Annotated in this window: 15 protein-coding genes; 5 read left to right on the top strand and 10 right to left on the bottom strand. The window is 42.8% G+C overall.

Annotated features, from left to right (window positions below; translation table 11 throughout):
* Positions 1-158: 158 nt before the first annotated feature.
* Positions 159-1,304, top strand: a complete 1,146-nt coding sequence (locus tag FHS24_RS05745) for a hypothetical protein (RefSeq protein ID WP_183619635.1) — start codon at positions 159-161, stop codon at positions 1,302-1,304.
* A gap of 126 nt (positions 1,305-1,430) precedes the next feature.
* Here the strand turns inward: FHS24_RS05745 and FHS24_RS05740 are convergent, their stop codons facing one another.
* From FHS24_RS05740 to trpB, 3 genes are all read right to left on the bottom strand, one after another.
* Complete coding sequence (locus FHS24_RS05740; protein WP_183619633.1) at positions 1,431-2,831, bottom strand: hypothetical protein; 1,401 nt, start codon at positions 2,829-2,831, stop codon at positions 1,431-1,433.
* Positions 2,832-3,166: 335 nt separating this feature from the next.
* Positions 3,167-4,063 carry a DMT family transporter gene (locus FHS24_RS05735; RefSeq protein WP_183619632.1) on the bottom strand — a complete coding sequence of 299 codons (897 nt, stop codon included), beginning with the start codon at positions 4,061-4,063 and terminating at the stop codon, positions 3,167-3,169.
* A 100-nt stretch (positions 4,064-4,163) separates the two neighbouring features.
* Positions 4,164-5,390, bottom strand: a complete 1,227-nt coding sequence (gene trpB / locus FHS24_RS05730; RefSeq protein WP_183619631.1) for a tryptophan synthase subunit beta — start codon at positions 5,388-5,390, stop codon at positions 4,164-4,166.
* A 355-nt stretch (positions 5,391-5,745) separates the two neighbouring features.
* Here trpB and FHS24_RS05725 point away from each other — a divergent pair, with 355 nt between their 5' ends.
* A complete protein-coding gene (locus tag FHS24_RS05725) occupies positions 5,746-7,344 on the top strand; it encodes a GMC oxidoreductase (protein WP_183619630.1) in 1,599 nt (532 codons plus the stop codon).
* Positions 7,345-7,451: 107 nt separating this feature from the next.
* Here the strand turns inward: FHS24_RS05725 and FHS24_RS05720 are convergent, their stop codons facing one another.
* Positions 7,452-9,377, bottom strand: coding sequence for a DUF262 domain-containing protein (locus tag FHS24_RS05720; protein WP_183619629.1), 1,926 nt, complete (start codon positions 9,375-9,377; stop codon positions 7,452-7,454).
* Positions 9,378-9,936: 559 nt separating this feature from the next.
* Here FHS24_RS05720 and FHS24_RS05715 point away from each other — a divergent pair.
* A complete protein-coding gene (locus FHS24_RS05715; protein WP_183619628.1) occupies positions 9,937-10,941 on the top strand; it encodes a lipoate--protein ligase in 1,005 nt (334 codons plus the stop codon).
* A gap of 44 nt (positions 10,942-10,985) precedes the next feature.
* On the opposite strand, the gene FHS24_RS05710 is transcribed toward FHS24_RS05715, so the two are convergent.
* Positions 10,986-12,185 (bottom strand): serine hydrolase domain-containing protein, encoded by a 1,200-nt coding sequence (locus FHS24_RS05710; protein WP_183619627.1) that lies wholly within the window; start codon positions 12,183-12,185, stop codon positions 10,986-10,988.
* 139 nt (positions 12,186-12,324) lie between these two features.
* Positions 12,325-14,460 (bottom strand): NADPH-dependent 2,4-dienoyl-CoA reductase, encoded by a 2,136-nt coding sequence (locus tag FHS24_RS05705; RefSeq protein WP_183619626.1) that lies wholly within the window; start codon positions 14,458-14,460, stop codon positions 12,325-12,327.
* A 436-nt stretch (positions 14,461-14,896) separates the two neighbouring features.
* Here FHS24_RS05705 and FHS24_RS05700 point away from each other — a divergent pair, with 436 nt between their 5' ends.
* Positions 14,897-16,561, top strand: coding sequence for an AMP-binding protein (locus tag FHS24_RS05700; RefSeq protein WP_183619624.1), 1,665 nt, complete (start codon positions 14,897-14,899; stop codon positions 16,559-16,561).
* Positions 16,562-16,689: 128 nt separating this feature from the next.
* On the opposite strand, the gene FHS24_RS05695 is transcribed toward FHS24_RS05700, so the two are convergent.
* From FHS24_RS05695 to hemA, 4 genes are all read right to left on the bottom strand, one after another.
* On the bottom strand, positions 16,690-17,109 hold the full coding sequence (locus FHS24_RS05695) for a DUF6691 family protein (protein ID WP_183619622.1): 420 nt from the start codon (positions 17,107-17,109) through the stop codon (positions 16,690-16,692).
* A 111-nt stretch (positions 17,110-17,220) separates the two neighbouring features.
* Positions 17,221-17,658, bottom strand: coding sequence for a YeeE/YedE family protein (locus tag FHS24_RS05690; RefSeq protein ID WP_183619620.1), 438 nt, complete (start codon positions 17,656-17,658; stop codon positions 17,221-17,223).
* Positions 17,659-17,847: 189 nt separating this feature from the next.
* Entirely contained in the window at positions 17,848-18,981 is a 1,134-nt protein-coding gene (locus FHS24_RS05685) for an aminotransferase class V-fold PLP-dependent enzyme (protein ID WP_183619618.1), read from the bottom strand.
* A 234-nt stretch (positions 18,982-19,215) separates the two neighbouring features.
* Complete coding sequence (gene hemA, locus FHS24_RS05680; protein WP_183619616.1) at positions 19,216-20,598, bottom strand: glutamyl-tRNA reductase; 1,383 nt, start codon at positions 20,596-20,598, stop codon at positions 19,216-19,218.
* 656 nt (positions 20,599-21,254) lie between these two features.
* Here hemA and FHS24_RS05675 point away from each other — a divergent pair.
* Entirely contained in the window at positions 21,255-23,141 is a 1,887-nt protein-coding gene (locus FHS24_RS05675; RefSeq protein ID WP_227671679.1) for a tetratricopeptide repeat protein, read from the top strand.
* The last annotated feature ends 210 nt before the right edge of the window (positions 23,142-23,351 follow it).

Below are 23,351 nucleotides of genomic sequence, written 5' to 3'. Positions count from 1 at the left end.
TTATAAAGATATTAAGATAATAAAATCAGTGAAAATTTTATTAAATGTTGAATGCACAACCTATACATCTTTTTTCAATTTTTCAAAAAAACTGTCAATATTATTAATATTTATTTTTAGCCTTTACTTTTTTAGCATTTACTTAAGGGATAGAGTCCATGCAAAAAACCATATTATCGCTGGCAATAGGACTAAGTTTCCTCTTGGGTATGAGCGCGTGCCAACCCAAATCAGATGCGTCGTCTAAATCAAATGAGGCCAAAGATACAGAGCAAGTCAATACGCCGACGCCCATAGAAAAATCAGCAGCTACATCTAATAAGCCAACAGACTCAGCTTTAGACGCAAAAACCTGCTTAGCACTGAACAAATCCATGCAAAAAGTGGATGATACCAGTAAGATTGACACTATTTATGAAATCCAAAAACAATTAACGGCCTGTTTGCCAACAGCAAATAGTACTGAAGCCTTAAGTCTGCTAAAAGACTATCAAGCAATGTATGGGCGCTTTTTAGCAATCGATTCTGACATAAATGCTGAAAATACTGACCCACAAGTGGCACAAGCTTATTATGATGTCATGTCTGCTTTAGAGATGGGCGAACAAGTACCTGTAGAAGCATTGAATAAGTTGAGCCCTCGCACACGCTATCTTATCAGCTTGATAAAAAGCGACGCTGATGTCAGAGCTCGTAACTTGGGTGAAGGTTTTTATACGTTTGCTCACGACTTGCAAGCAATGGCAGATATCTTTATCCCTTATCTACGTCCCGACCAAAAAGCATTTATTGGACGGATGGCAAAGGATAATCAAGAGGTCTTTTGGAGCGATGCGGCGGTTACCATCACTTTTGATGAATTGATTGAGCGGGCGATATTTTGGGAGGACTATATTCAGCGCTATCCAAGTGGCTATGCTGTACAAGATGCCAAGGTCTTATTAAATCTTTATCGTTACGTGATATTTTTTGGTTCAGATAATACAAGGTGGACGGATAATGAAATTCGTGAGTTTATTAAACCCGACTATAAGCAGATGATTGTCGCACTCACAAAACGCCCAAATAGCATTTTGGCAAAAGATGCAGAAAACTATCTTAACTTTATGGCGTTATCCGATAGTGAGCGTCAAGAGCTTTATCCAGCGTCTAGCACTACTGAAGATGGTTATGAGTTGAATGAGTGGGAAATGGTCTATTATCGATTAAATCAGGCGATGCAGATTCCATCCATTTGGAAAAATGATGGTGATAATCGAGAATGCTTGGAAGGGCTGTTTTGCCAAACTGAAAGCTTTGATTAATAAAGCGCGTTTCAATCAATAAAAAAGCATCTACTTTTTAAAGTAAGTGCTTTTTTCTACTTTCTATCAGCGCTAATATGAGCTATTTTTAATCGCTGTTATTAACAAGCAATCTCAGTCAATTCTTTAAAAATGATAACCAAGTTTCATACCAAGCGCATAGCCTGATCCATCATCGATATTGGCTACTCGACCATCAACCTTGGTATCGACTGGGCCACCTTCAAACCACATATATTGACCACCCGCGGCAACGCTTAGCTGTTCGGTTAGTTTATATTGCGCGCTTAATCCTAAGCTTTTGATAGAGTCATAAGGTCCTAATAAACTGAGCGGCGCACCAGTACCATGGTCATAGCCTACGCGTACTTCGCCTGAAACTTTTGGATTAAACTGCTTACCCAATGCCACCTCAACCGAATAACCGTCTTTTTTATAGGCAGCTAATGGCTCTTGTGTCGCTAACGAGGCTAAAGGCGGGGCAACATTAAAGTTACTCCAATCTACCCAACGAGCATTGACCATACCCAGCAACTGATGCTTTTCACTGAGACCTGTTTGGAAATCGAAATTGACCGACTGTGGCATCTTAACTTCGGTCTTGCCCGCTAGCGGTAGTCCTTCTTCTGCTGGTGCTGGCGTTTCGCCATCACCGCCAGCGATAGGCGGCAAAATAACTTGCAGATTTTCTACCCCTGATACCTGATATTTGGCGGGCGCGCGATATGTTAATGCTGCTCGTAAAGCTATCTCCGGCTTTTCATACGCCATCCCAATAACAGGCACTAGCGTATTTTCGTTTTCAAAGTCTAATGTATAATAGGTAGGTGCTGTCGCCACAGGATTTATAGCCGCGTTATTGATAGCACCTAAACTCGCTGTTTCAGCTGGCGTAATCGTGCCATTATTTTGTTTATTGACCAAATCATAATAAGCATCAGTGGTCGGTATGCCAAAGAGAGCGCCTGCTTCATTAATCACTTGTGACACTGCCGTGGTCAGACCTACTGGCTGCGCGCCAGTGATCTTGCCTTTTAGCGTTTGGTATTCAAGACCACCATATAGCCAGACATTATTGCTAATCTTACCGCCGCCTAAAAGCGTGAGACCAGTCGTCTCTACCCGCGCCTCGGTCGTGCCCATACTATTATGAAATATGTTTCCTGCTTGGTATTTGGTATCGACGCCAAAGGGTTGCTCGTAAATCAATGCCAATGCTGTATTGGCTGTTGGGGCGATTTTGATAGCTGCTCCGGGTAAATCAAAGTCATCCATCATGTCGCCAATCTTATTACCCGCGGCATCGGTACCTTCGATTTTTGGATCAACATACGCATAAGATAGCTCAGCATAATTGCCCGGCTCAAAAAAGGGCGCGACCGATTGTTTGCTGTATTCGATGCCAGCGGCATGCGCTGAGCTGATGGCGATACTCAGTACCGTTAAAGTACCGGCAGTGAGCAAATAGCGCGAAGAACGAAAAAGGGTGGCAGAGTTCTTAAATCCTAAAAACAGCTGAGCGCTCATGACAATATCCTTTTGTCAGTTAAAAACACAACCGAACCATAAAATTATTCACACTTTTTATAGTTGGCATTGGTTCCTAGATTAAATAGCGAATGTCGACCTTTGTCAATATATCAGCATCAACTTTATGAGATTCTCTATTTAATTAGACAAAGGTAAGCGTTAGCCTTTCAATACTTATATAAATTGCAGAAGAAAAAAGGCTTAAAGCGCTGATACCACTTGCCAAGGCGTTTGACATCATCACTTTTCCAATTCAGTTTATTATAGTAGAAGGTGTTAATTAAGCGCCATCTATTAAAAGGCTGCTAATTAATTCAAAACCAAGAATTATCTTAAGATTTAAGCATCTTTTTAATAGACAACTCCAACGACAAGTAAGTGCCAAATAGTATCACCATAGAGCCGATAATCGCGGGCGTATCCAATGCCTCACCAAGCAGCAGATAGCCTAAAACAATCGCGAAAATGGGAATTACCAAAGTAATACTGGTCGCTCGTACTGGACCGATGCTTTTAATCAGCTGATTCATGAAAATCAGTGCAATAGCGGTCGAAAACACACCAATACAAATGACAGAAACCCAAGCCGTTAAGCTGATGCTCTTGCCATAGGGGAACTCATAAAGTGCAATCGGCATCATGATAATACTGGCAATGATCAGTGAACCTGCGGTAATGGCGACCGGTGATACGTTGTATAAATAGTTTCTGGTGATATTGGCGCCAACGGCATAGCCAACACAGGCTAGTAATGCATAGCCCATCGGTAATAGCCCAGAACCTGAATCCGCGCCCTGCCCGCCAAATAAGTTTTCACTCATCAAAATAATCACGCCGATGACACCAATGATTAAGCCAATAATTTGTTTTTTTGACAGCCTGTCTTTAAAGAAAGTACTGGCGATAAAACCGCTCATCATCGGTACTGACGCATTGAGTACCGCCAATACCCCAGCATTTACTGAGCGCGCTGAAAACGCAAACAGAATAAAGGGCACTGCTGCAGAGAACAGCCCAACCAACGTTAATACTTTCCAATTTTCACGAATGCCTACTCTGTTCTTCTTTTTTACTATTACAAACACCAGCATCGTGAGTCCAGCTAAGACCACACGCAGGCTCGCAAAAGCTAACGAACCAAATTCAGGCACGCCAATACGATAAAAAATAAAAGACAGCGACCACATAAAGGACAGGGTGATAAAAATAATGAGGTCGCGGTTAGACATGAGATGATCCTATCGAGCATTAGACAGTAAAAAAACCTTGATGATAACTGGTTAAACGCTCAATAGGTATCGTATTTTCTGCACTTATCGCGGATTTATTTTATAAATCCACTTTGTCTAAAATAAAATCGATGTCTTTATCACCACGCCCTGATAGATTGACCAAAATCGTCTCATCCGCTAACATATCCTTGGCAATTTTCATGGCATAAGCGATGGCATGTGCCGACTCTAATGCAGGAATAATACCCTCAAGGCGCGACAATGCCATAAAGGCTTCTAAACACTCTGCATCAGTCGCCGACTCATAAGTGGCCAGTTTTAAATCTCGCAGGTGCGAATGCTGAGGTCCAACCCCTGGATAATCAAGACCAGAGGCAATCGAATGTACAGGTGCTGGCTCACCTTTTTCATCAAGCAATACATAACACTTAAACCCATGAATCTCACCTTTGACGCCTAATGACATCGTCGCCGCATGATTGGGGGTATCTAAGCCTTCACCTGCTGGTTCCACACCTATTTTTTCTACATCTGCATCATCAAAAAAGCCGCTAAACATACCGATAGCATTAGAGCCGCCGCCAATACAGGCAATCACTTTATTTGGTAGCTTGCCTGTCGTCGCTAAGAACTGCGCTCGTGCCTCATGTCCGACAACCGATTGAAAGTAACTGACCATTTCAGGATATGGTGCAGGCCCCAATGCCGAGCCAATCGCAAACATACTAGTATCAATCTCATTAAGATAGGTCTCAAAGGCGCTATCAACTGCTTCTTTTAGCGTACCAGCACCGCGCGATACAGGAACGATATTGGCACCCAAAATCTTCATACGGCTGACGTTTGGATGTTCTTTTTTAATATCGACCACGCCCATATGTATCTCACACTCTAAACCCATTAATGCCGCTGCTGTTGCCAACGCTACGCCATGTTGGCCCGCGCCCGTTTCGGCAATTACCTTTTTTTTGCCTAATTTCTTGGCTAATAGTACTTCACCCAAACAGTGATTAATCTTATGCGCGCCCGTATGGTTTAAATCCTCACGTTTAAAATAAATCTGCGCGCCGCCGCAATGCTCCGTCAAACGCTGTGCATGATAAATAGGACTTGGGCGACCGACGTAAGTTTCACGTAAGCGCTTCATCTCAGCGATAAAATCATCATTCTTAATAATCTCACGAAAACCTATTTCAATTTCTGCCATGGCTTTGGCAAGCTCAGGGTGAGCAATTTTGCCACCAAACTCCCCATATAAGCCATCGTCGTTCGGCAAGATTGATTGATGTAATCCATAGCCAGCTGCTGTATTTTGCGTTGTCATAGTTAAGCCTTATTATTTTAAAATGAGTATTAGCATTTCTAATGATAAAAATAGTTAAATGTATTTGTGTTCTAGTACATTGAAACAGAATGGTAAGGTAAATTTCTCATTTGGTCAAGTTTACATGCCATTCTAAGAATAATTAGCTAAGTTATTGATTAAATACTGGCAAGGATTATGAGTAAATTAAAGTGTTACTTGTCTATAACTATTAAGACAATCGATTGACTGAAACAATAACGCAACCTTTGTTTGTTAATATAATGCTCGCTTGGCTTAAAACACTTTTGCTGTCGAAAGCTAAGACTATTTAATACGGGCTTTTTTAGCTTAAATATCAACATTAGGATACACCATGCAACGACGCCAACTGATTAAAGCCATGGGCTTAAGCTTAGGCGCTATCAGCACCTCCGCTGCAGTAAGTGGTTGCCGAACGCTTGCCAAGCAACCAAAACTACCTAGCGCAGTAACTCAAGCTGGACACTTTCCTAATATCATCGTTGGTAGCGGCTATGGTGGCGCAGTATCGGCACTGCGATTGAGCGAAAAAGGTCATAAAGTATTGATACTTGAGATGGGGATGCGTTGGGATAGAACCCCCAATCATGATACATTTTGCAAGATGATTACTGCTGATAAACGCTCAAGCTGGTTTAGTAATTGGCCAAATGCGCCGATTCCCATTCCTATCCCGATTAAAAAATACCCCGGGGTTTTGGATTTAATCGAATACGATAATATGAAAGTCTTTGCAGGACGTGCTTACGGCGGCGGCTCTATCGTCAATGGCGCGATTGCCATTCAGCCGAGACGTGCGCACTTTGAAGCGGTCTTTCCGTGGATTAATGCTGATGAGATGTACGACACTTATTTTCCTCGTGCTATGAAGGAACTTAAAGTCAGTCAAATTCCTGAATCATTTTTTAATGAGTCCGAGCATTACGAATTCACTCGCTCCGCTGAACGCCAAGCTGAGAGAGCGGGACTTACAACAGAATTCTTCGGTAATAGCTATGACTTTGATTATATGCAAAAAGAAGCCCGCGGCGAAGTCTATCAATCAGGATTGGGTGGTGAAGTCATCTACGGTAATAATGCGGGTAAGTTCTCACTAGATTTAACTTATCTAAAAGACGCCGAAGCCACGGGCAATGTCACGGTCAAAACCTTGCGCAAAGTCAATAGTATCCAAGCGCTCGATAACGACCAACTCAGATTAGAAGTTCATGTTATCAATACTACTGGCGGCGTGGATAAAGTTGAGCATTATACCTGCGATAAGCTCTTCCTTAATGCGGGCAGTACGGGCACCTCAGAGCTATTACTCAAAAGCCAAGCCGATGGCAAGCTTAACCGTCTAAACGAACATATTGGACAGCATTGGGGACCCAACGGCAATATCATGACGGGGCGCAATTTCGTCCACGCTGCTGGCACTATCCAATCTACCATTCCGGTCAAAGGCATCAACATGTGGGATGGCGATAGAGGCGGCTCAAAGTACAAAATCTTTGCCGAACTTGCGCCATTACCGCTAGGGCTTGAGACGTGGACGACACTATATCTCGCCATCACTGACAATCCAGAACGTGGCAATTATTACTATGATAAAGCCACCAAAACCGTCAAGCTTAACTGGAAACGTGAGCAAAACGAATACTCGGTAAACGCCGCCAAAGAGCTGATTGAAAAGCTCGCCAAAGTAAATGGTGGCTCGACATCAAGCTTACTATTTACCAAAGGCTTCGGTGATGACTTCTGCTATCACCCACTTGGCGGCTGCGTACTTGGCAAAGCGACTGATGAGTTCGGTCGCGTCAAAGAGCATAAAAATATCTACGTGCAAGATAGTGCGTTAATTCCCGGTAGCGCTGGCGTCAATCCGTATGTGTTTATCACGGGACTTGCTGAGCGTAATATGGCGGCTATATTGAAGGAAGATTTTGTTTAGATGATGGAAGGTTTATAGACTTATGAAGAACACATTTGGTATGTGTTCTTCATTTGCTTATGTTTGGATTAGATTTACTTCAGCACATCAAATCATATAGAAAACAGTTATTCATCCAAAAACTCAAGATGAAGCAACTTTAGTTTGAAATCATTATCCCCTAATTCTATAGACCATCTCTCCTCCATAAATTTCAGCATATTCATACCTCTATCCAATATTTCATTAGAAGTCCACTCCTCGTATTTCGAAACACTTATTTCTGAAAATGAACCATTTGAATACTCTACTGAGTTATTCGAACTATTATTTCTTTTACTCTTTTCATAAAAACCTATATTTTGCAAAGAAGAGTTTTTTTGACGTGATAAGGCTAATAGATTACCCAAAGAATGAGTTAGAAGATTCTTCTGATAGGTGTTAAAAATATTAAAACGCTCTTGCCAGTAAGATTCAGTATCGGTTTGAGGGTAAATATGCTCTATGCTTATATAGTCTGTTTTACGGGTATTAAGCTCATCCCAAGATAGCTTTTTATCATTAGTTTTACTTTTATCTTTGAGATATTGTTCATACTCATACAAAAAATATCTTACATCATCCCAACGATAAAAGCCTTCTTTATAATGCAACTCATATTTATCCTGAACATAAGACAAGAATTTTTCTTTACTAAAGTATTCATCACACCAATTTCTAACATTACTAATAACTGAATCAATGCTTCTGTTTTCCAATAGAAGCTCACTAGCGTTTCTATAAAACTCAGTGTCACCCGTATTAGCACGTCGCCTACTCAAAGAGAACGCACAAAAGTTGTAACGCTCTATTTCAATGAGAAGGTCAGTAATTTTACTAGCTTCTTGATTTGATGTATAAGCTGATAAAATTAGAGGCTTAAATGCTTTAAATCCTATATTGTTAAGTTTTTCTAGAACTTTAGATTGATCGTTCGTTACTTTAACAGTTTTAGATGGCATTGTTGGATTATGAATATAAAACCAATACTTTATTGACTCTTGAAGGTTATAAATATATTTAATTATTTCCTCTCTTGTCAAAGGATTCACTTTATCTTTTAAAACTCTTCTTGAGGTAAATGCATCATCTAATAAAAAATCTATATATGCATTTTTTTTGTTACGAGAATAGTCATAATACATAATCCAATGATTACGTAAAAACTGATCTTCATCTAAAGGTCGATCTTGATTTTTTCCTAGATACTCATAAATAGTCTTCCATACATTATTTATATCATCACGCAAGCTACCATTATCATTTTGATTAGAAAATAAAGTCGTAAGATAAATAAGTCTATTTTTTAACTTCTCTAACGTAGTTAGAGGTTTACCTCGGTTGTTCATCGTTTCAAATGCAACGTTGATATCTATATCATTTTCGATTTCGTATATACTATATTTCATTTTCTGAGTTAACTTAGTAAACACTCTCTCAATTTCACTATGTTTTAACTTAGATAACTCGCCTAAAAAAAACTTTTTAGCTTTATATAAGTTTTTAGTATAAAGAGTCAGTTCATGATTATTAGAAGTAGAGTATCTATTAAAAATCTTAGTTCTTAAATACTCGTCACTTGGGTTGTCTTTTTCGTATCCGAATATATAACTTTGGAATAGTTCGTTTTCAGTTTTATGTTGAGTAATAATAAACTTCTCTTCAATATTTGAAACTGAAGAGAAGTTTAAACTAGATTCTTTAGGTACTGATTGTAGAATTGTCTGTATAAGTATTAATGCTGTAGTCAATCTTTGTTGGCCATCTACAACATAGTACGGTTTAAAACCTCTATTCTTAACTAACCAAATATCTTCTATCCATTTTTCACACTCTTTCTTTTCAAGAGGCTCTAAAGTTATAACACCCGTATAATGCATACGTTCCTCATGAAGCTGTAAAATATCTTCCCAGAAATCTTTTATCTGATGTTCACCCCAAGCATATCCTCTTTGATAATCAGGTATACGAAATATTTTATTCTGAAACAAGCTGTCTAAGGTTTGGGTTTGCATTTCATTCCTATTTTTTAGAAATTAAGTGTGTATGTTAATTATTTAGGCACTCTAGTTTTTTCATTTGAGTTTAAAAGATACTACTAATAAGACTAAGCTATGCTTCGTATTTATATTATTTGGTAAGTTACACTATTGCTCATCCTAAGCCAAATTAAAACTTTGACCGAAGGTTAATTCAAACCATCAATGGTCAACTTGGGGATCGGTTTAGCCCTGATAGTAGCGGTATTCTAACGCCGACGATGGCGATGCGGACTATGGCTGGGGGTGTTCGCTCGAATGTTGGAACGCCACCAGACAAACCAGTCCGTACGCCATCGACAAGTTAGATACAAGCGGATAGCAGGATTGGCTCCAACAACTAATTATCCCTCAAAAACTTATAAACCCTCTTCTCAAACTTCAGCTAATACGCCCCGCTCTACCCCAATATTCAAATCCTAAAACTATCCTCCCTACCACACACCCATTGAAATCCAACCTCGCATCGGCAACAATGACAATATCTATTTATAACATTCAATATAGAAAAACCATTCGAGAGAAAGGATAAATAATGAAACTGCGCATCTTAAAATCTGCCGTTACCAACCCTTGGTTTAACCTTGCGACCGAGGATTGGATATTTAATACGCTCGACGCAGACTCGCACACGCTATTTTTATGGCGCAATAGCGAGACCGTGGTCATTGGGCGCTCACAAAACCCATGGGTAGAATGCAAAATCGATAAGATGGAAGCCGACGATGTATTTTTGGCGCGGCGTCAGAGCGGTGGCGGTGCGGTGTTTCATGATTTGGGTAATACCAACTTTACCTTTTTGTCGCCCAAAGACGCCTACGATCAAGAAGCAAACTTTACCATCATCATCAATGCGCTAAAAAAGTTGGGCATCGACGCTGAATTGTCTGGTCGTAACGACATGCAAGTCGGCGATAAAAAGATATCAGGTAGCGCCTTTAAACATGCTGCCGATCGTAGCTTTCATCATGGGACTTTACTGGTCAATGCCAACATGCAAAAGCTCGGCAACTATCTCAATCCACATCCGCTTAAGCTCAAAGCCAAAGGCATTAAATCCGTGCGTGCGCGCGTCGCCAACTTAGTTGAGTTTAATAAAAACATCAATCACGAGACTTTATCCGAGGCGATTATCGAAGCGTTTTGTGAGTATTATGGAGATACTGCGCCTGTAGAAGAGTTGGATGAAGCCAGTCTCGCCAAGCAGCCAACGCTTAATAAGTATTATCAGCAGATGTCAGATTGGGATTGGCGCTTTGGTAAGACCCCTGAATTTACCCATCATATTGAGACACGCTTTGATTGGGGCATTATTGATTTGCACCTTGATGTAAAACACGCGGTGATTAGCGAGGTGGTCATCTTCTCTGATGCATTAAACGTTGAGTTGATTGAGCTATTAAAAGACACACTGACTGACGTTAAATACAATAAAGTCGACATCGAAACTAAGCTTAGTGAATTAGGCAACGTGCATCCTGAGTTAGCAGCACAAATTAATGATGTGTCTAAATGGTTGATTGAGCAGATGGAAGGGTGACGATTTGCGGTTGTAAACAGGATAGATGCTTACAACCGCTTTTATTATTCTAAGCCATCCAAAATCGTTTTCACTTCAGTCACATATTGACCTAAATCAGGCTCTAGATGAAAGCCATCTACTGGCGTCGGTAGGCCTTTTTGTTTGCCTAATCTGACTATGATGGCATTCTCTTCAGGTAGCACGAGTACTCGCTGCCCTAAATGACCCAGCATCGCATAAAAGGGTATTGGACTGTCCATATCCGTCCACACTGAATGACCATATATCTGAGCTTTTCCTGCTGCAAAGGCGGCGGCATTTGGTGTAGTGATAAGTTCTACATGCTCTTTGCTCAGCAACTGCTTGCCTTGCCATTCGCCATCATTTAATAACAACTGTCCAAACTTAGCAAAGTCGAGCGCACTGGCATTTAGGCAGCAATATACTTTTTCGATACTCTCTGAGCCATCAAGTGACCAGTAAGCATCACCTTGCATGCCTAAAGGTTGCCAAAACTTCTCTTCTAAATAGCTAGAGATGGTATATCCATGCGGCTCTAATGCGCGCGATAATGCAATACCAAGCATTTGCGTATCGCCTGATGAGTACTCAAACTGACCACCACACTCTTCCACAAACTTACGATTGACCATTTGCTTTACTAAATCATGACCATAATAGGATTCAGCAGTAGGGTTAATCGGAAAATAGTAATCCTCTGTCCAATCATAGCCTGAGGTCATCGCTGATAAATCCGCGAGCGTACAATTTTGCGCGTATTGATTGTCCGCGTATTCTGGTAGCCACTTGGTAATTGGCTCATCAACACTGCCGATGTAACCGTCTTCAACGGCTTTTAGATACAGCATAGTCGTGACCGTTTTTGCCATCGAAAAGCTGTTGGTATGCGAATCGCTACCGTAGCGTTGCCAGTAGTTTTCATATACCAGCTTGCCATCCTTGATAATGGCAAAGGCGACGGTGTTATCTGTGTCTAAAGCATCTTGCAAGGTAGGCGTGAGTTCGACTTGCTCAAAGTTGGGATATTTTTCCCATGTGATAGCATCTTTGGCATTAATAGTACGGTTATCAAAATCGACATAGTCGTCGATATTAGCGGTAGCTTCGCCTTTAAGATATGTCAGTTGTAAGCCCCGAAAGATATAAGCATTGCCAGTCACGACTAAACCTAAGCTGATAAGAGTGAGTAGTGCTACAATAGGCAAAACGATCCATTTACAGAGTCTTTTTAACACTACCATTATAAAGTCCTTTTTTATGGCGTGATTCTTTTACTGACTTAAATAAATTCTGTTCTTTGATCTGAATAAGCCAATAGATATGGAAAAGCGGTAAGAGAGATATCTCCTACCGCTCAATATAACGTTGATTCTAAGAGCTTTAGATACTTGCTGCAACCTCTGCACCATCACGAATCGCACGTTTGGCATCCAGCTCAGCCGCCAGTTTTGCGCCACCGATTAAATGATATTGCGCGTCTGGCGCATCACCAACATTTGGCATCAGCTCAACGACTGACTCTTGACCGGCACAGACCACGACGCTATCGACACGTAGCAACTGGCTTTGACCTTGGTTATTGGTAATCCAAATACCTTCATTGGTAATTTTATCGTACTGCGCGCCTGATACTTGGATGACGCCGTGTGATTTAACATGGGCGCGATGTACCCAACCTGAGGTCTTATTGAGGCCACTGCCCAAGCGACCTTTGGTACGCTGCATCAAGTACACTTGGCGAATAGGTTTGATGGCTTCAGGCTTAATCAAACCACCCTCAGTTTGATAATTGGTATCAGAAGTTACGCCCCACTCTTCACGCCACTCTTCGATAGACTGAGCTTTTGGACGATAGCTTGGGTCTTTTAGTAATTCAGGACCTAGCTCATCAAGCGGCTGACCATGTTTGGCGGTGAGATATTCGCTAACATCAAAGCCAATACCACCCGCACCGATGACCGCGACAGTCTCGCCAACTGACTTCTCGCCAGAAAGTAACTCAGCATAGCTCATCACTTGTGGTAAATCTGCACCTTCTAATTTACCCGCTAGACTTCTTGGCACCACACCAGTTGCAACGATCACGTGGTGGAACTTGGCTTTCTCAAGCATGGCTTTATCGACTTTGGTATTGAGTTTAATCTCAACGCCCAAGTGCTCAAGCTCATTGATATAGTAGCGAATGGTCTCAAAGAATTCTTCTTTACCTGGGATAACTTTGGCGTAGTTAAACTGCCCACCTAAGATGTCTTTTGCTTCAAATAATGTAACGTCATGCCCACGTAGCGCGGCGACATGAGCTGCTGACATGCCAGCGACACCGCCACCGATGACGGCGACTTTTTTAGGCTTTTTGGTTTTCTTGTAAACCAATTCCGTCTCATAGCAAGCTTGTGGATTGACCAGACAAGTCGAGCGTTTGTTTTCAAAGGTATGGTCGAGGCAGGCTTGGTTACAGGCGATACAAGTATTAATACGATCAGTCTGACCGTTTTTGGCTTTATTAACCCAATGCGCATCAGCTAGGAACGGACGCGCCATTTGAATCATATCGGCCTGACCACTGGCGACGATTTCTTCAGCGGTTTCAGGCATGTTGATACGGTTGGCCGCCATCATTGGGATACTGATGTGTTTTTTAATCTCAGCCGTAAAGTCAACAAAGGCGGCACGCGGTACGCTAGTAACAATCGTCGGTACACGTGCTTCATGCCAGCCGATACCGGTGTTCATGATTGTAACGCCCGCTTCTTCTAGTGCTTTGGCGACAATGATGACCTCGTCCATGACGTTGCCGTCTTTGACCAAGTCAATCACTGACAAGCGGAATAGAATAATAAAGTCTTCACCGGTGGCTTCGCGTACCGCTTTGACCACATCTACCGCAAACTTCATACGATTCTGAATGTCACCGCCGTATTCATCCGTACGTTTATTGACATGACGCGATAAAAACTGATTAAGCAAATAGCCTTCAGAACCCATGATTTCGACGCCATCATAACCCGCTTGCTTCGCCAATTTCGCACAGCGAGCGTAGTCTTTGACGGTCTGCTCAATATTTTTAATGCTCATTTTGCGTGGTTTAAATGGCGAGATTGGCGATTTAATCGGGCTCGCTGATACGGCAAAAGGATGATACCCATAACGACCACTATGCAAGATTTGCATGATGATTTTGCTGTCATATTTATGCGCTGCACGGGTCACACGTTGATGATTAATAACGTCCGCTTTGGTGTTCATGGTGCCGCCAGCAGGAAGCAACCACCCTTCACGATTGGGTGAGATGCCGCCCGTGATCATCATCGCCACGCCGCCTTCCGCACGTTCGGCAAAATACGCCGCCAGTTTACCGTAGTTATAAAAACGGTCTTCGAGCCCCGTATGCATCGAGCCCATTACCATACGGTTTTTAAGCGTGGTAAAGCCCAAATCTAGCGGCTCAAATAAATGCGGATAGTGTTCGTTGGTGCTGGCAGTCTCAATCGTGTTGGCAGTGCGGCTGGCGGTCATATCATTTTCCTTATGAATGGTTTGTGGGAATACTTCTTAAAACTAACTCATTTCTTTAAATGCTTAGGATTTTTAAAATAGCTGGGCTACGGGATTTAGCATTGCAGGTATCGTAACACACCGCTATTCTTATCAGCTACGCGGACAAACGACTGATGAGTGAGCAATATATTATATGCTGCTGATTAACAGCACCGGTTATCATCAGTTCTATGGCATTTAGAAAAGTAAACCCTACAAAACCTGTCCAATTTTTAGTGTGATTGGCTATAATAGCTAGGGCATTGTTATATAAATAAGCTATATGCATGAGCTGCGACATGCTAAATATATAAGTCATGCACTGAGCAAAATACGAGTTTTACTTAGTATCAACAACCATTTCTCTAAATCCCTGCACCATCGAATACTAGCAATACGATAAAGGACTATCCTAATGACAGACTTCCATACAGGTCTTGGCAAAAATGCTGCCAATCATCAACCGCTTACCCCTATTGACTTCATCATCCGTAGCGCACAGGTCTATCCTGATAAAACCGCTATCATCTATGACGATTTAGAGCACAATAACCTTACGCAAACGTGGCAACAGACTTATGACCGTTGTCGTCAATTGGCTGATGGTCTGCGTAAATTGGGTATCGATAAAAATGACACAGTGGCAGTTATGATGCCGAATACGCCAGCGATGGTCGAATGTGCCTTTGGCGTACCCATGTCAGGCGGCGTACTCTGTACGCTTAATACCCGACTTGATATCAATGCGTTAAGTTTTTGTCTGCAACACTCAGAAGCCAAAGTATTGATTTTGGACAGCGAGTTTGCTGAGCATGCTGAGATGATCGATGAAACGTTTCCTAATCTTATTGTGATTCATGCAACCGATGCAGCGCTCGATATCGAGCGATTTGGTAGCATGAGCTATGAGGAGTTAATCGCCAGCTCAGATAGCTTGGATAATTGGGAAAAACCAACAGATGAATGGGACGCTATCGCACTCAACTATACCTCTGGCACTACTGGCAAGCCCAAAGGCGTCGTCTATCATCACCGCGGTGCTACCCTAAATGCCGTCTCCAATATTTTAGATTGGGATATGCCCAAGCACCCTATGTATTTATGGACGCTGCCATTATTTCATTGTAATGGCTGGTGTTTCCCATGGACCATCGCTGAGCGCGCGGGCGTCAATGTCTGCTTGCGTAAGATTGACGCTGATTTAATTTTGCAGCTGATTGCCAAGCATAAAGTCACGCATTATTGCTCAGCGCCGGTAGTACACAATATGATTGCTGGCGGCAAACCTGAATATAAAGAAGCCATTAACCATGAAGTCAAAGGCTGGGTCGCTGGTGCGCCGCCGTCTGAAACCATGCTTGCTGCTATGGAAGCGATGGGCTTTCATATCTCGCACGTTTATGGTCTCACCGAAGTCTATGGGCCGGTCACTGTCTGTGCTGAGCAAGAAGAATGGGATGCGCTTGATGTCGCTGCTCGCGCGCAAAAGAAATCACGCCAAGGTGTGACGTCGCATTTGATGACAGGCTTTGAGCTTTTTAAACAAGGCACCACTGAGCCGGTTGCTGCAGATGGCGAAGAGATGGGTGAGCTGGCACTGCGCGGTAACATGGTGATGAAAGGTTACCTAAAAAGTCGTAAGGCTACCGAAGAAGCCTTTGCCGATGGTTGGTTCCGCACCGGTGATTTGGGCGTGAAATATCCTGATGGTTATATCAAAATCATGGATAGGCTAAAAGACATCATCATCTCAGGTGGCGAAAATATCTCTAGTATCGAAGTCGAAAACGTCTTATATAAAATGCCTGAAGTGCAAAGCTGTGCTGTCGTCGCCGCGCCGCATGATAAATGGGGCGAAGTGCCTGTCGCCTTTATCGAGATTCATGCTGGTAGTACCTTACAACGCGATAATGTAATGGAGCATTGCAAGCAGCATTTAGCTGGCTTTAAAGTGCCTAAATACATTATCTTTGCTGAAATCCCAAAAACCAGCACTGGTAAAGTTCAGAAGTTTGAGCTACGTCAAGCAGCCAAATCGTTGGCACACGAAACGCCAAAAGTAATGGCAAGCGCCAAGTAAGCTTCTGAAAGATTGATTTATGATTTATAAAAAAGGGTCAGGCTAATTAAATTAGACTGACCCTTCTTCAATTAAGTACTCACTTATTCTTGAACCTGCTATTAATCTATCTATCAACCAAGCCCATATTAATTAAGCTTAGGCTCAAGCCATTGATAAACTAGCATACCGATTATCATCGCTGGGATAAAGACATAGGCCTGCCATTGTCCCGTACCTAGCAGCACGATACCTGGTCCTGGGCAAATACCGACCAAGCCCCAACCGATACCAAATAGCATCGCGCCGATGAGCAGTTTTTTATTGATGGTGGTTTTGGTTGGCATCTCAATTAAGGTGCCAATCCAGCTATTCTTTTGCCGCTTGGCCAACTGCACGCCGACTATCGCCACCGCCAGACCGCCGCCCATTACCAATGCAAGGGAGATATCCCATGCACCAAAGACGTCCAAAAAGCCCTGTACTTTAACAGGATCAGTCATCCCTGATATCAGCAGTCCAAAACCGAATAATAACCCTGCCAGTAATCCAATTATATTTTTTAGCATGTTTTTTCTCGCACCTAATATATTAATCCAAGCTGTTATAACAATCTATTATGACTAGCTGTTATAAACAATATTCAACGCTGTCTTTGCAACGTGCTGTCTATATGACTTTTAAATCAAGCCCAAGACATGCCGACCAAGATAAACGGTCACAATACCAAACAACATAAAGGTCGCCGTCGCTGCCATCGAGCGTGGTGACAGTCGCGCATTACCGCAGATACCATGTCCGCTCGTACAACCTGAACCTAGACGCGTCCCAAAGCCAACCAATAAACCTGCACCGATTAATAACGGTAACGAGGTACTGACCTCGACATCAGGTAGCGGTCTTGCCAATTTATACAACAATGGCGAGATAACCAAACCGGCGATAAATAACACCTGCCACATCTCGACGCGCTTGGGTTTCAGCAAGCTTGAAAAAATACCACTGATACCCGCAATACGACCAATACCCAATAGCAGGATAACCGTCGCCACCCCTAGCATCAGACCACCTACCAAGGAGATGGGCGTAAATGCTTGCCAGTCTATTTGTATACTCATAATGTTTACCTAAGCCAATTTTTATTAAATATAGATCCAAAATTCGTTTTATATAAAAACATTATATAATAAAATATAATAAATAGGTAAAAAAATACTGAACCCATATTAAATAGGCTCAGTATCCTTTTTACTATAAAAACAGCTTAATAAATACAGTCATTATTATAAATATAGTAATTATTTAAACTATTTAGCCAACACTTCATCAAGCGCTTTTTCAAAACGTTGTACCGCACCGTCGACATCGGTCAATTTATCAAGACCAAATAGACCTAAGCGGAAGGTTTTAAAGTTCTCAGGTTCGCCTACTTTTAGCGGTACACCAGCAGCGATTTGCATGCCAGCTTCAGCAAAAGCACTACCCTTATGCATATCATCACGGTCGGTATAAGCAACCACGACGCCAGGCGCTTCAAAACCTTTTGCTGCGACGCTCTCAATACCTTTAGTAGCTAATACTTCACGAATGCGCTTACCAAGCTCCCACTGTGCCGCACATAGTTTATCAAAGCCCACTTCTTTGGCCTCGTTAACGGTATCGCGGAACTGGCGTAAGCTATCGGTTGGCATCGTTGCATGGTAAGCATGGCCGCCATTTTCATAAGCGCGCATGATGTTTAACCACTGTTTTAAATCTAGACTAAAGCTATCAGACTCGGTGCTGTCTACTTTTTGCACAGCAGCTTCGCTCAGCATGACCAAACCTGCACCCGGTGTGCTGCTCCAGCCTTTTTGCGGCGCGCTAATAAGTACATCGATGCCCAAATCTTTCATGTTAAGCCAGACGCAACCTGAAGCGATACAGTCAATGACTAATAAGCCGCCAACGCTATGAACGGCCTCGGCCAATGCTTTGATATAATCTTCTGATAAAATAATACCAGATGAGGTTTCGACGTGCGGAGCAAAAACCATCGCTGGTTTTTCAGCTTTGATTTTAGCAACCGCTTCATCGATAGCGACTGGAGAAAACGGCTTTGGCGTATCACCCTCTTCACGATTGGCAGTCAATACTGTAGAGGATTTGGCAATCTTGCCTTTTTCTAAAATTTGCGTCCAACGGTAGCTAAACCAACCGTTACGGATAATTAAACAGTCTTCGTCATTGGCCAATTGGCGCGCCACTGCTTCCATTCCATAAGTACCAGAACCAGGAACGATAGCAACTGCATCAGCGTTATAGACGGATTTTAGGTCGCTAGATAAGTCTTTCATCACTTGCTGAAAGACTGTTGACATGTGGTTTAGGGCGCGGTCAGTATAGACCACTGAATATTCTAATAAGCCGTTTGGATCAATATCTTGACGTAATGCAGTCATGGGACGCTCCTAGTATAATAAGAGAAAATGTTGTTACTGAGTTTTTAGATTTTGGGCATGATTGAGATTTTGCCACATCACTGATGTTTTTTGCTCTACCGATTATAGGGGGTAACTTAGAAAAAAACCAACCCTTGTTTAGCGATTGGTTTGGCAAATGGTTTGGCAAATGGTTTGGCAAATGGTTTGGCAAATGGTTTAGTGACTGGTTTAGTGACTGGTTTGGCAAATGCCTTAACGACCTCGATGTGCCTCTTGTAATCCCGACACCACAAAATCTAGCAATTCATTGTCACCTTCACGTGCTGCTTTACGCATCAGCTTCGACGGCGCGTGCGTTAGCGTTTGGGTCAAACGTCGCGACAGCTCAGTGATAATATCTTCAGGGCTGGCGTTATCTTGTTGCAGCTTAGCAATAGATTCATGCAGCAGCTTATCCACTTGGTCATGGGTGCGCGCGCGATATTGCTGAATATCTTTGCCGACTTGGCGCACTTGAAAGCGTCGATCCATCTCAACGACCAATTGACTGACGAGCAGCTCAGCATCGACTGCCGCCTGTCTGCGCTGCTCGATATTACCAGCAATCACGTGTTGCAAATCATCGACAGAATACAGATAAACATCATCAATACGGCTAATAGTCGAGTCAATATCACGTGGTACCGCCAAGTCAATCATCAGCATCGGCTGATAGCGACGGCTTTTAAGCGCGCGCAAGGTCATGGTTTTATCAATCAGCAAATCCATGCTACCACTACAGCTACTAACAATATCGGCTTCTGCCAATACCTGCGGCAACTCTTGCAGCGCTCTCACCTCTACAATGCGCTCGGGTCGACGCAGCTCAGCGGCCAATGCTTCCGCGCGCTCAGGATTACGGTTACAAATAATAACCCGCCCTACCCCAAGCCCGGCAATATGGGTCGCCACCAAGCGATTCATCTCACCTGCTGCGACCACCAATAAGGTACGACTGGGCAAATCGTCAAATATCTGCGTGACCAATTTGGCGGCAGCATAGCTAAGTGACACCGCTTGAGCGCCCACTTGAGTCTCATTACGCACGCGTTTAGCGGCGGCAAATACCTGATCAACGATCCAGCCGAGCTGATTGCTTAGGGCTTTTTGATCCTGCGCCAGATGCACAGAGCGCTTGATTTGACCAAGTATCTGCGGCTCACCCAATATCATTGAGTCAAGACCGGCGGCAACTCTGAGCCAATGGGTCAATGCATGAGTATCACGGTGCACATAAAGATAAGGGTCAATCTCGTCCAAAGACAGCTGCTTAAAATCTGCCAGCCATGTTTTTATTTTTAAAATATGGGCGCTGATGGCCGCTGAAGTAGTCTGCGTAGCAATTGCATTATTGCTGGCAATAGCAGTGGCAGCTTGGGGTTCTGCTAAATGGGTGCCTGATTCTGGCGGTAATAAAAGCTGCGGAACCAGCGCATAAATCTCAGTACGGTTACAAGTAGAGACTATGATGCTACCATCTGTAAAGCGCTCTAGCTGTTTAAGGGCGATATTTACATCGTCACCGACAAGCGCCAAGCGCTCTCGTAGAGCGACTGGTGCGGTTTTGTGATTGACCCCAATGACCACTAATCTCATTATTGATAGACCATAGATATAACGTTTACCTGCCAGCCAAACGCTCTTAGAATGTTAAGAAACCCTATTCAATCAGCAGTGCTAAAAAACAGCTTTTCACAGACAGCGATTGATAAACTGTCTGTGAAAAAATGTCTTTAACCAAGCACGCGCACTGCAGGCGCCATATAAGCACCTACAAAGCGCTTATTATATCATTATTGCTAGCTTTATTTAACAGGCAACGCTTGTCGATGGTATTTGTCTGTATCTGGGCGGGGCTGCGATAAATCAACTGCTATGATGGCTTTTCAAGTAAATGCTGCTAAATAGATAAGTTTAAAAAACGCTAATCGCATTTATCTTGTTTATTAGCAATGACGGGCAGTAATAGCTAACAATAGCGGGTTATTCAATAATTGAGTTATTGCCGCCCACTTAGGACAATTTAGCAGTTACTTAATCCCTTAAATATTGCTAATATCTGAGTAACACGGACGCTATTGTTTATCCCCTCAATCTACTCTTATAATGCTAGTGACAGGTTTTCTTCGCAGCTAGTTCTAAAATAATCACAATAAAATCACCTTGTTATGCTGCAAACGATTTGACGGGTAAATAATAGGTAAACACTGCTAGCTATGATTTTTTTTGGCTCATCCTTTAGATTGCAACCTATGCATCATGATCAGTCTCGCCTGCGCGCTTTACTGCACGCTATTATCGAGCGGCTATGTCAGCGCCATCAGCTAACCTTATCGTTGGCCGTTTGCTTATGCCTAGGATTACCTGCTCATGCTAACCATGCAAATTCATCATCAAATATAAAGCTACCTGAAATACCGTCAGCTATCGCCAATGAGACAGCTGTCACTGCTAGCACCTCTCCTAAAATACTGAATACTCAAATTCAGACAACGAAAAGTGTGAGCGATATAAATCGTTTGCTACCCAGCGAAACGCCAGCTGATTTTAGCGAGCCAAGTTTATACGCGCTTTTAGATGCGGAGTTTGCTGCGGATCGCGATGATACCGAGCGCGCGCTGACCATCTATAAGCAGCAGTCTTTTAAACAAGACGCGACGGCGGTATTTGAGCGAGCGCTAAGCTTATCTTTACGTAACGAGAGCGTTGAGGATTCGCTGCGCTTTGCTAAAACGTGGCAAGACCAAAATCCCGACCACGTACCCGCTTGGTTTTATGTGGCGCATTTAGCCTTGCGCGCTCATGATTATGAATTGGCAGGCGAAAGCCTGAATCGTATTTTAAGCTATGATCCGCGTGCCGATCTTAGCGAAATACTGATTGGCATTTATCCCAATACCGATGAAGACAAACGCGAACTACTTGCAGCCCTGCAGCCTATCGATAGTGAGCAAAACGCTTCCTTGTCAGTGTTGAAAGCAGGTTTACTGTATCAATTTAATGAGCCTGAGGTCGCCATTGTTCATATCGATCGCGCTTTAGCACGTCAACCTGATTATGTGCCTTTTATCACTTTAAGAGCTGATATATTGCGCAAGACTGAGCCATCAGAGGCAGTGATTCATTATGTCAGCCAAGCTCGTCTACGTAACCCTGACAGCAAGAGCTTATACTTATATGAGATTCGCTACTTACTTGATTTGAAACAAAGCGAGCAGGCTTGGCAGCTGTTGCTTGACGCTCATGAGCGCTTTGTCGATGATGAGGAAATCACTTTGCTAGCAGCGCTTGTTAGCTTGGACGTTGAAGAATATGCTAGTGCTGACCAACTACTTAATATGCTGGCTAAAAGTCCAGCTTACCTTGATCAAGCCTACTTTTATCTTGGTATCAGTGCCGAGCGTCAACAGCGCTTTGAGCAAGCAAAATACTATCTCAATGGCGTCATGCAGGAAGACTTGGTATTAGAAGCACGTCGAAAAGTGGTGTCGTTTGAGCTGCTCAATGATGACGTCGATGCAGCCGTCGCAACTTTAGAGAAGCTGCGTAAAGACTTTAGCCTCTTCGCACCCGATAGCTTTGTGATGCAAGCGGATATTTTGTGGCAACAAAACGAAGCCGATGAAGCGCTACGGTTATTAACGCGCGCCGCTCGCAAATATCCAAATAATGAGATGCTGCTATTTGCTCGCGTCCAACTGCTTGATGATAAAAACGATTATATCGTTAAGCGTACTTTGCTCAATCACTTGCAAACGCTTGACCCGACCAACCTCTCCTATCAGCTCAGTTACGCGCAGCTATTGCTAGCCAATGAGCGCAGCTCCGAACAAGGTTTAGCGCTGGCAACGGCCATTATCGAAATCCGTTATGATGACCCGCGCTATGACAATGAGCTGCACTTGCAAGCGTTGAATATACTGGCGGCGGATGCCTTAGCGACCGAGGACTACCAGCAAGTCATCGACTATCTACAAACGCCGTATGACGTCTTCCCAACCCTACGCTCAGGTACGCTATTACTGCGCGCGTATCAAGGTCAGGGTAATAATGAAAAAGTCGAAGCCTTACTGGCAGACTTACAACAGCGCTTCTCATTTGGGCAACGCAATATTAATGACCGAATACAGCTTTATTAATGCGCTTTTTGCTTAAAGTTTATTTGATACTGATAATAAAACACGGGTAAAAATAAAAAACGATTGCCATAAAAACTACAAGTCAGTTATAAGAAATGAACAGCCGCGCATCAGCGAGTAACAAATAACACTTAAGCTAGGCTCTTTCTAAGCTTTTAAATATATGAGTTTCTAAACATCAAAAAATTAATTTTGTAAATTTGTCACTTT

The sequence above is a fragment of the Psychrobacter luti genome (assembly GCF_014192115.1).
GTDB lineage: Bacteria > Pseudomonadota > Gammaproteobacteria > Pseudomonadales > Moraxellaceae > Psychrobacter > Psychrobacter luti.
Note: the sequence above shows the minus strand (reverse complement) of the source record. Positions and strands in the feature narration are given on the sequence as shown.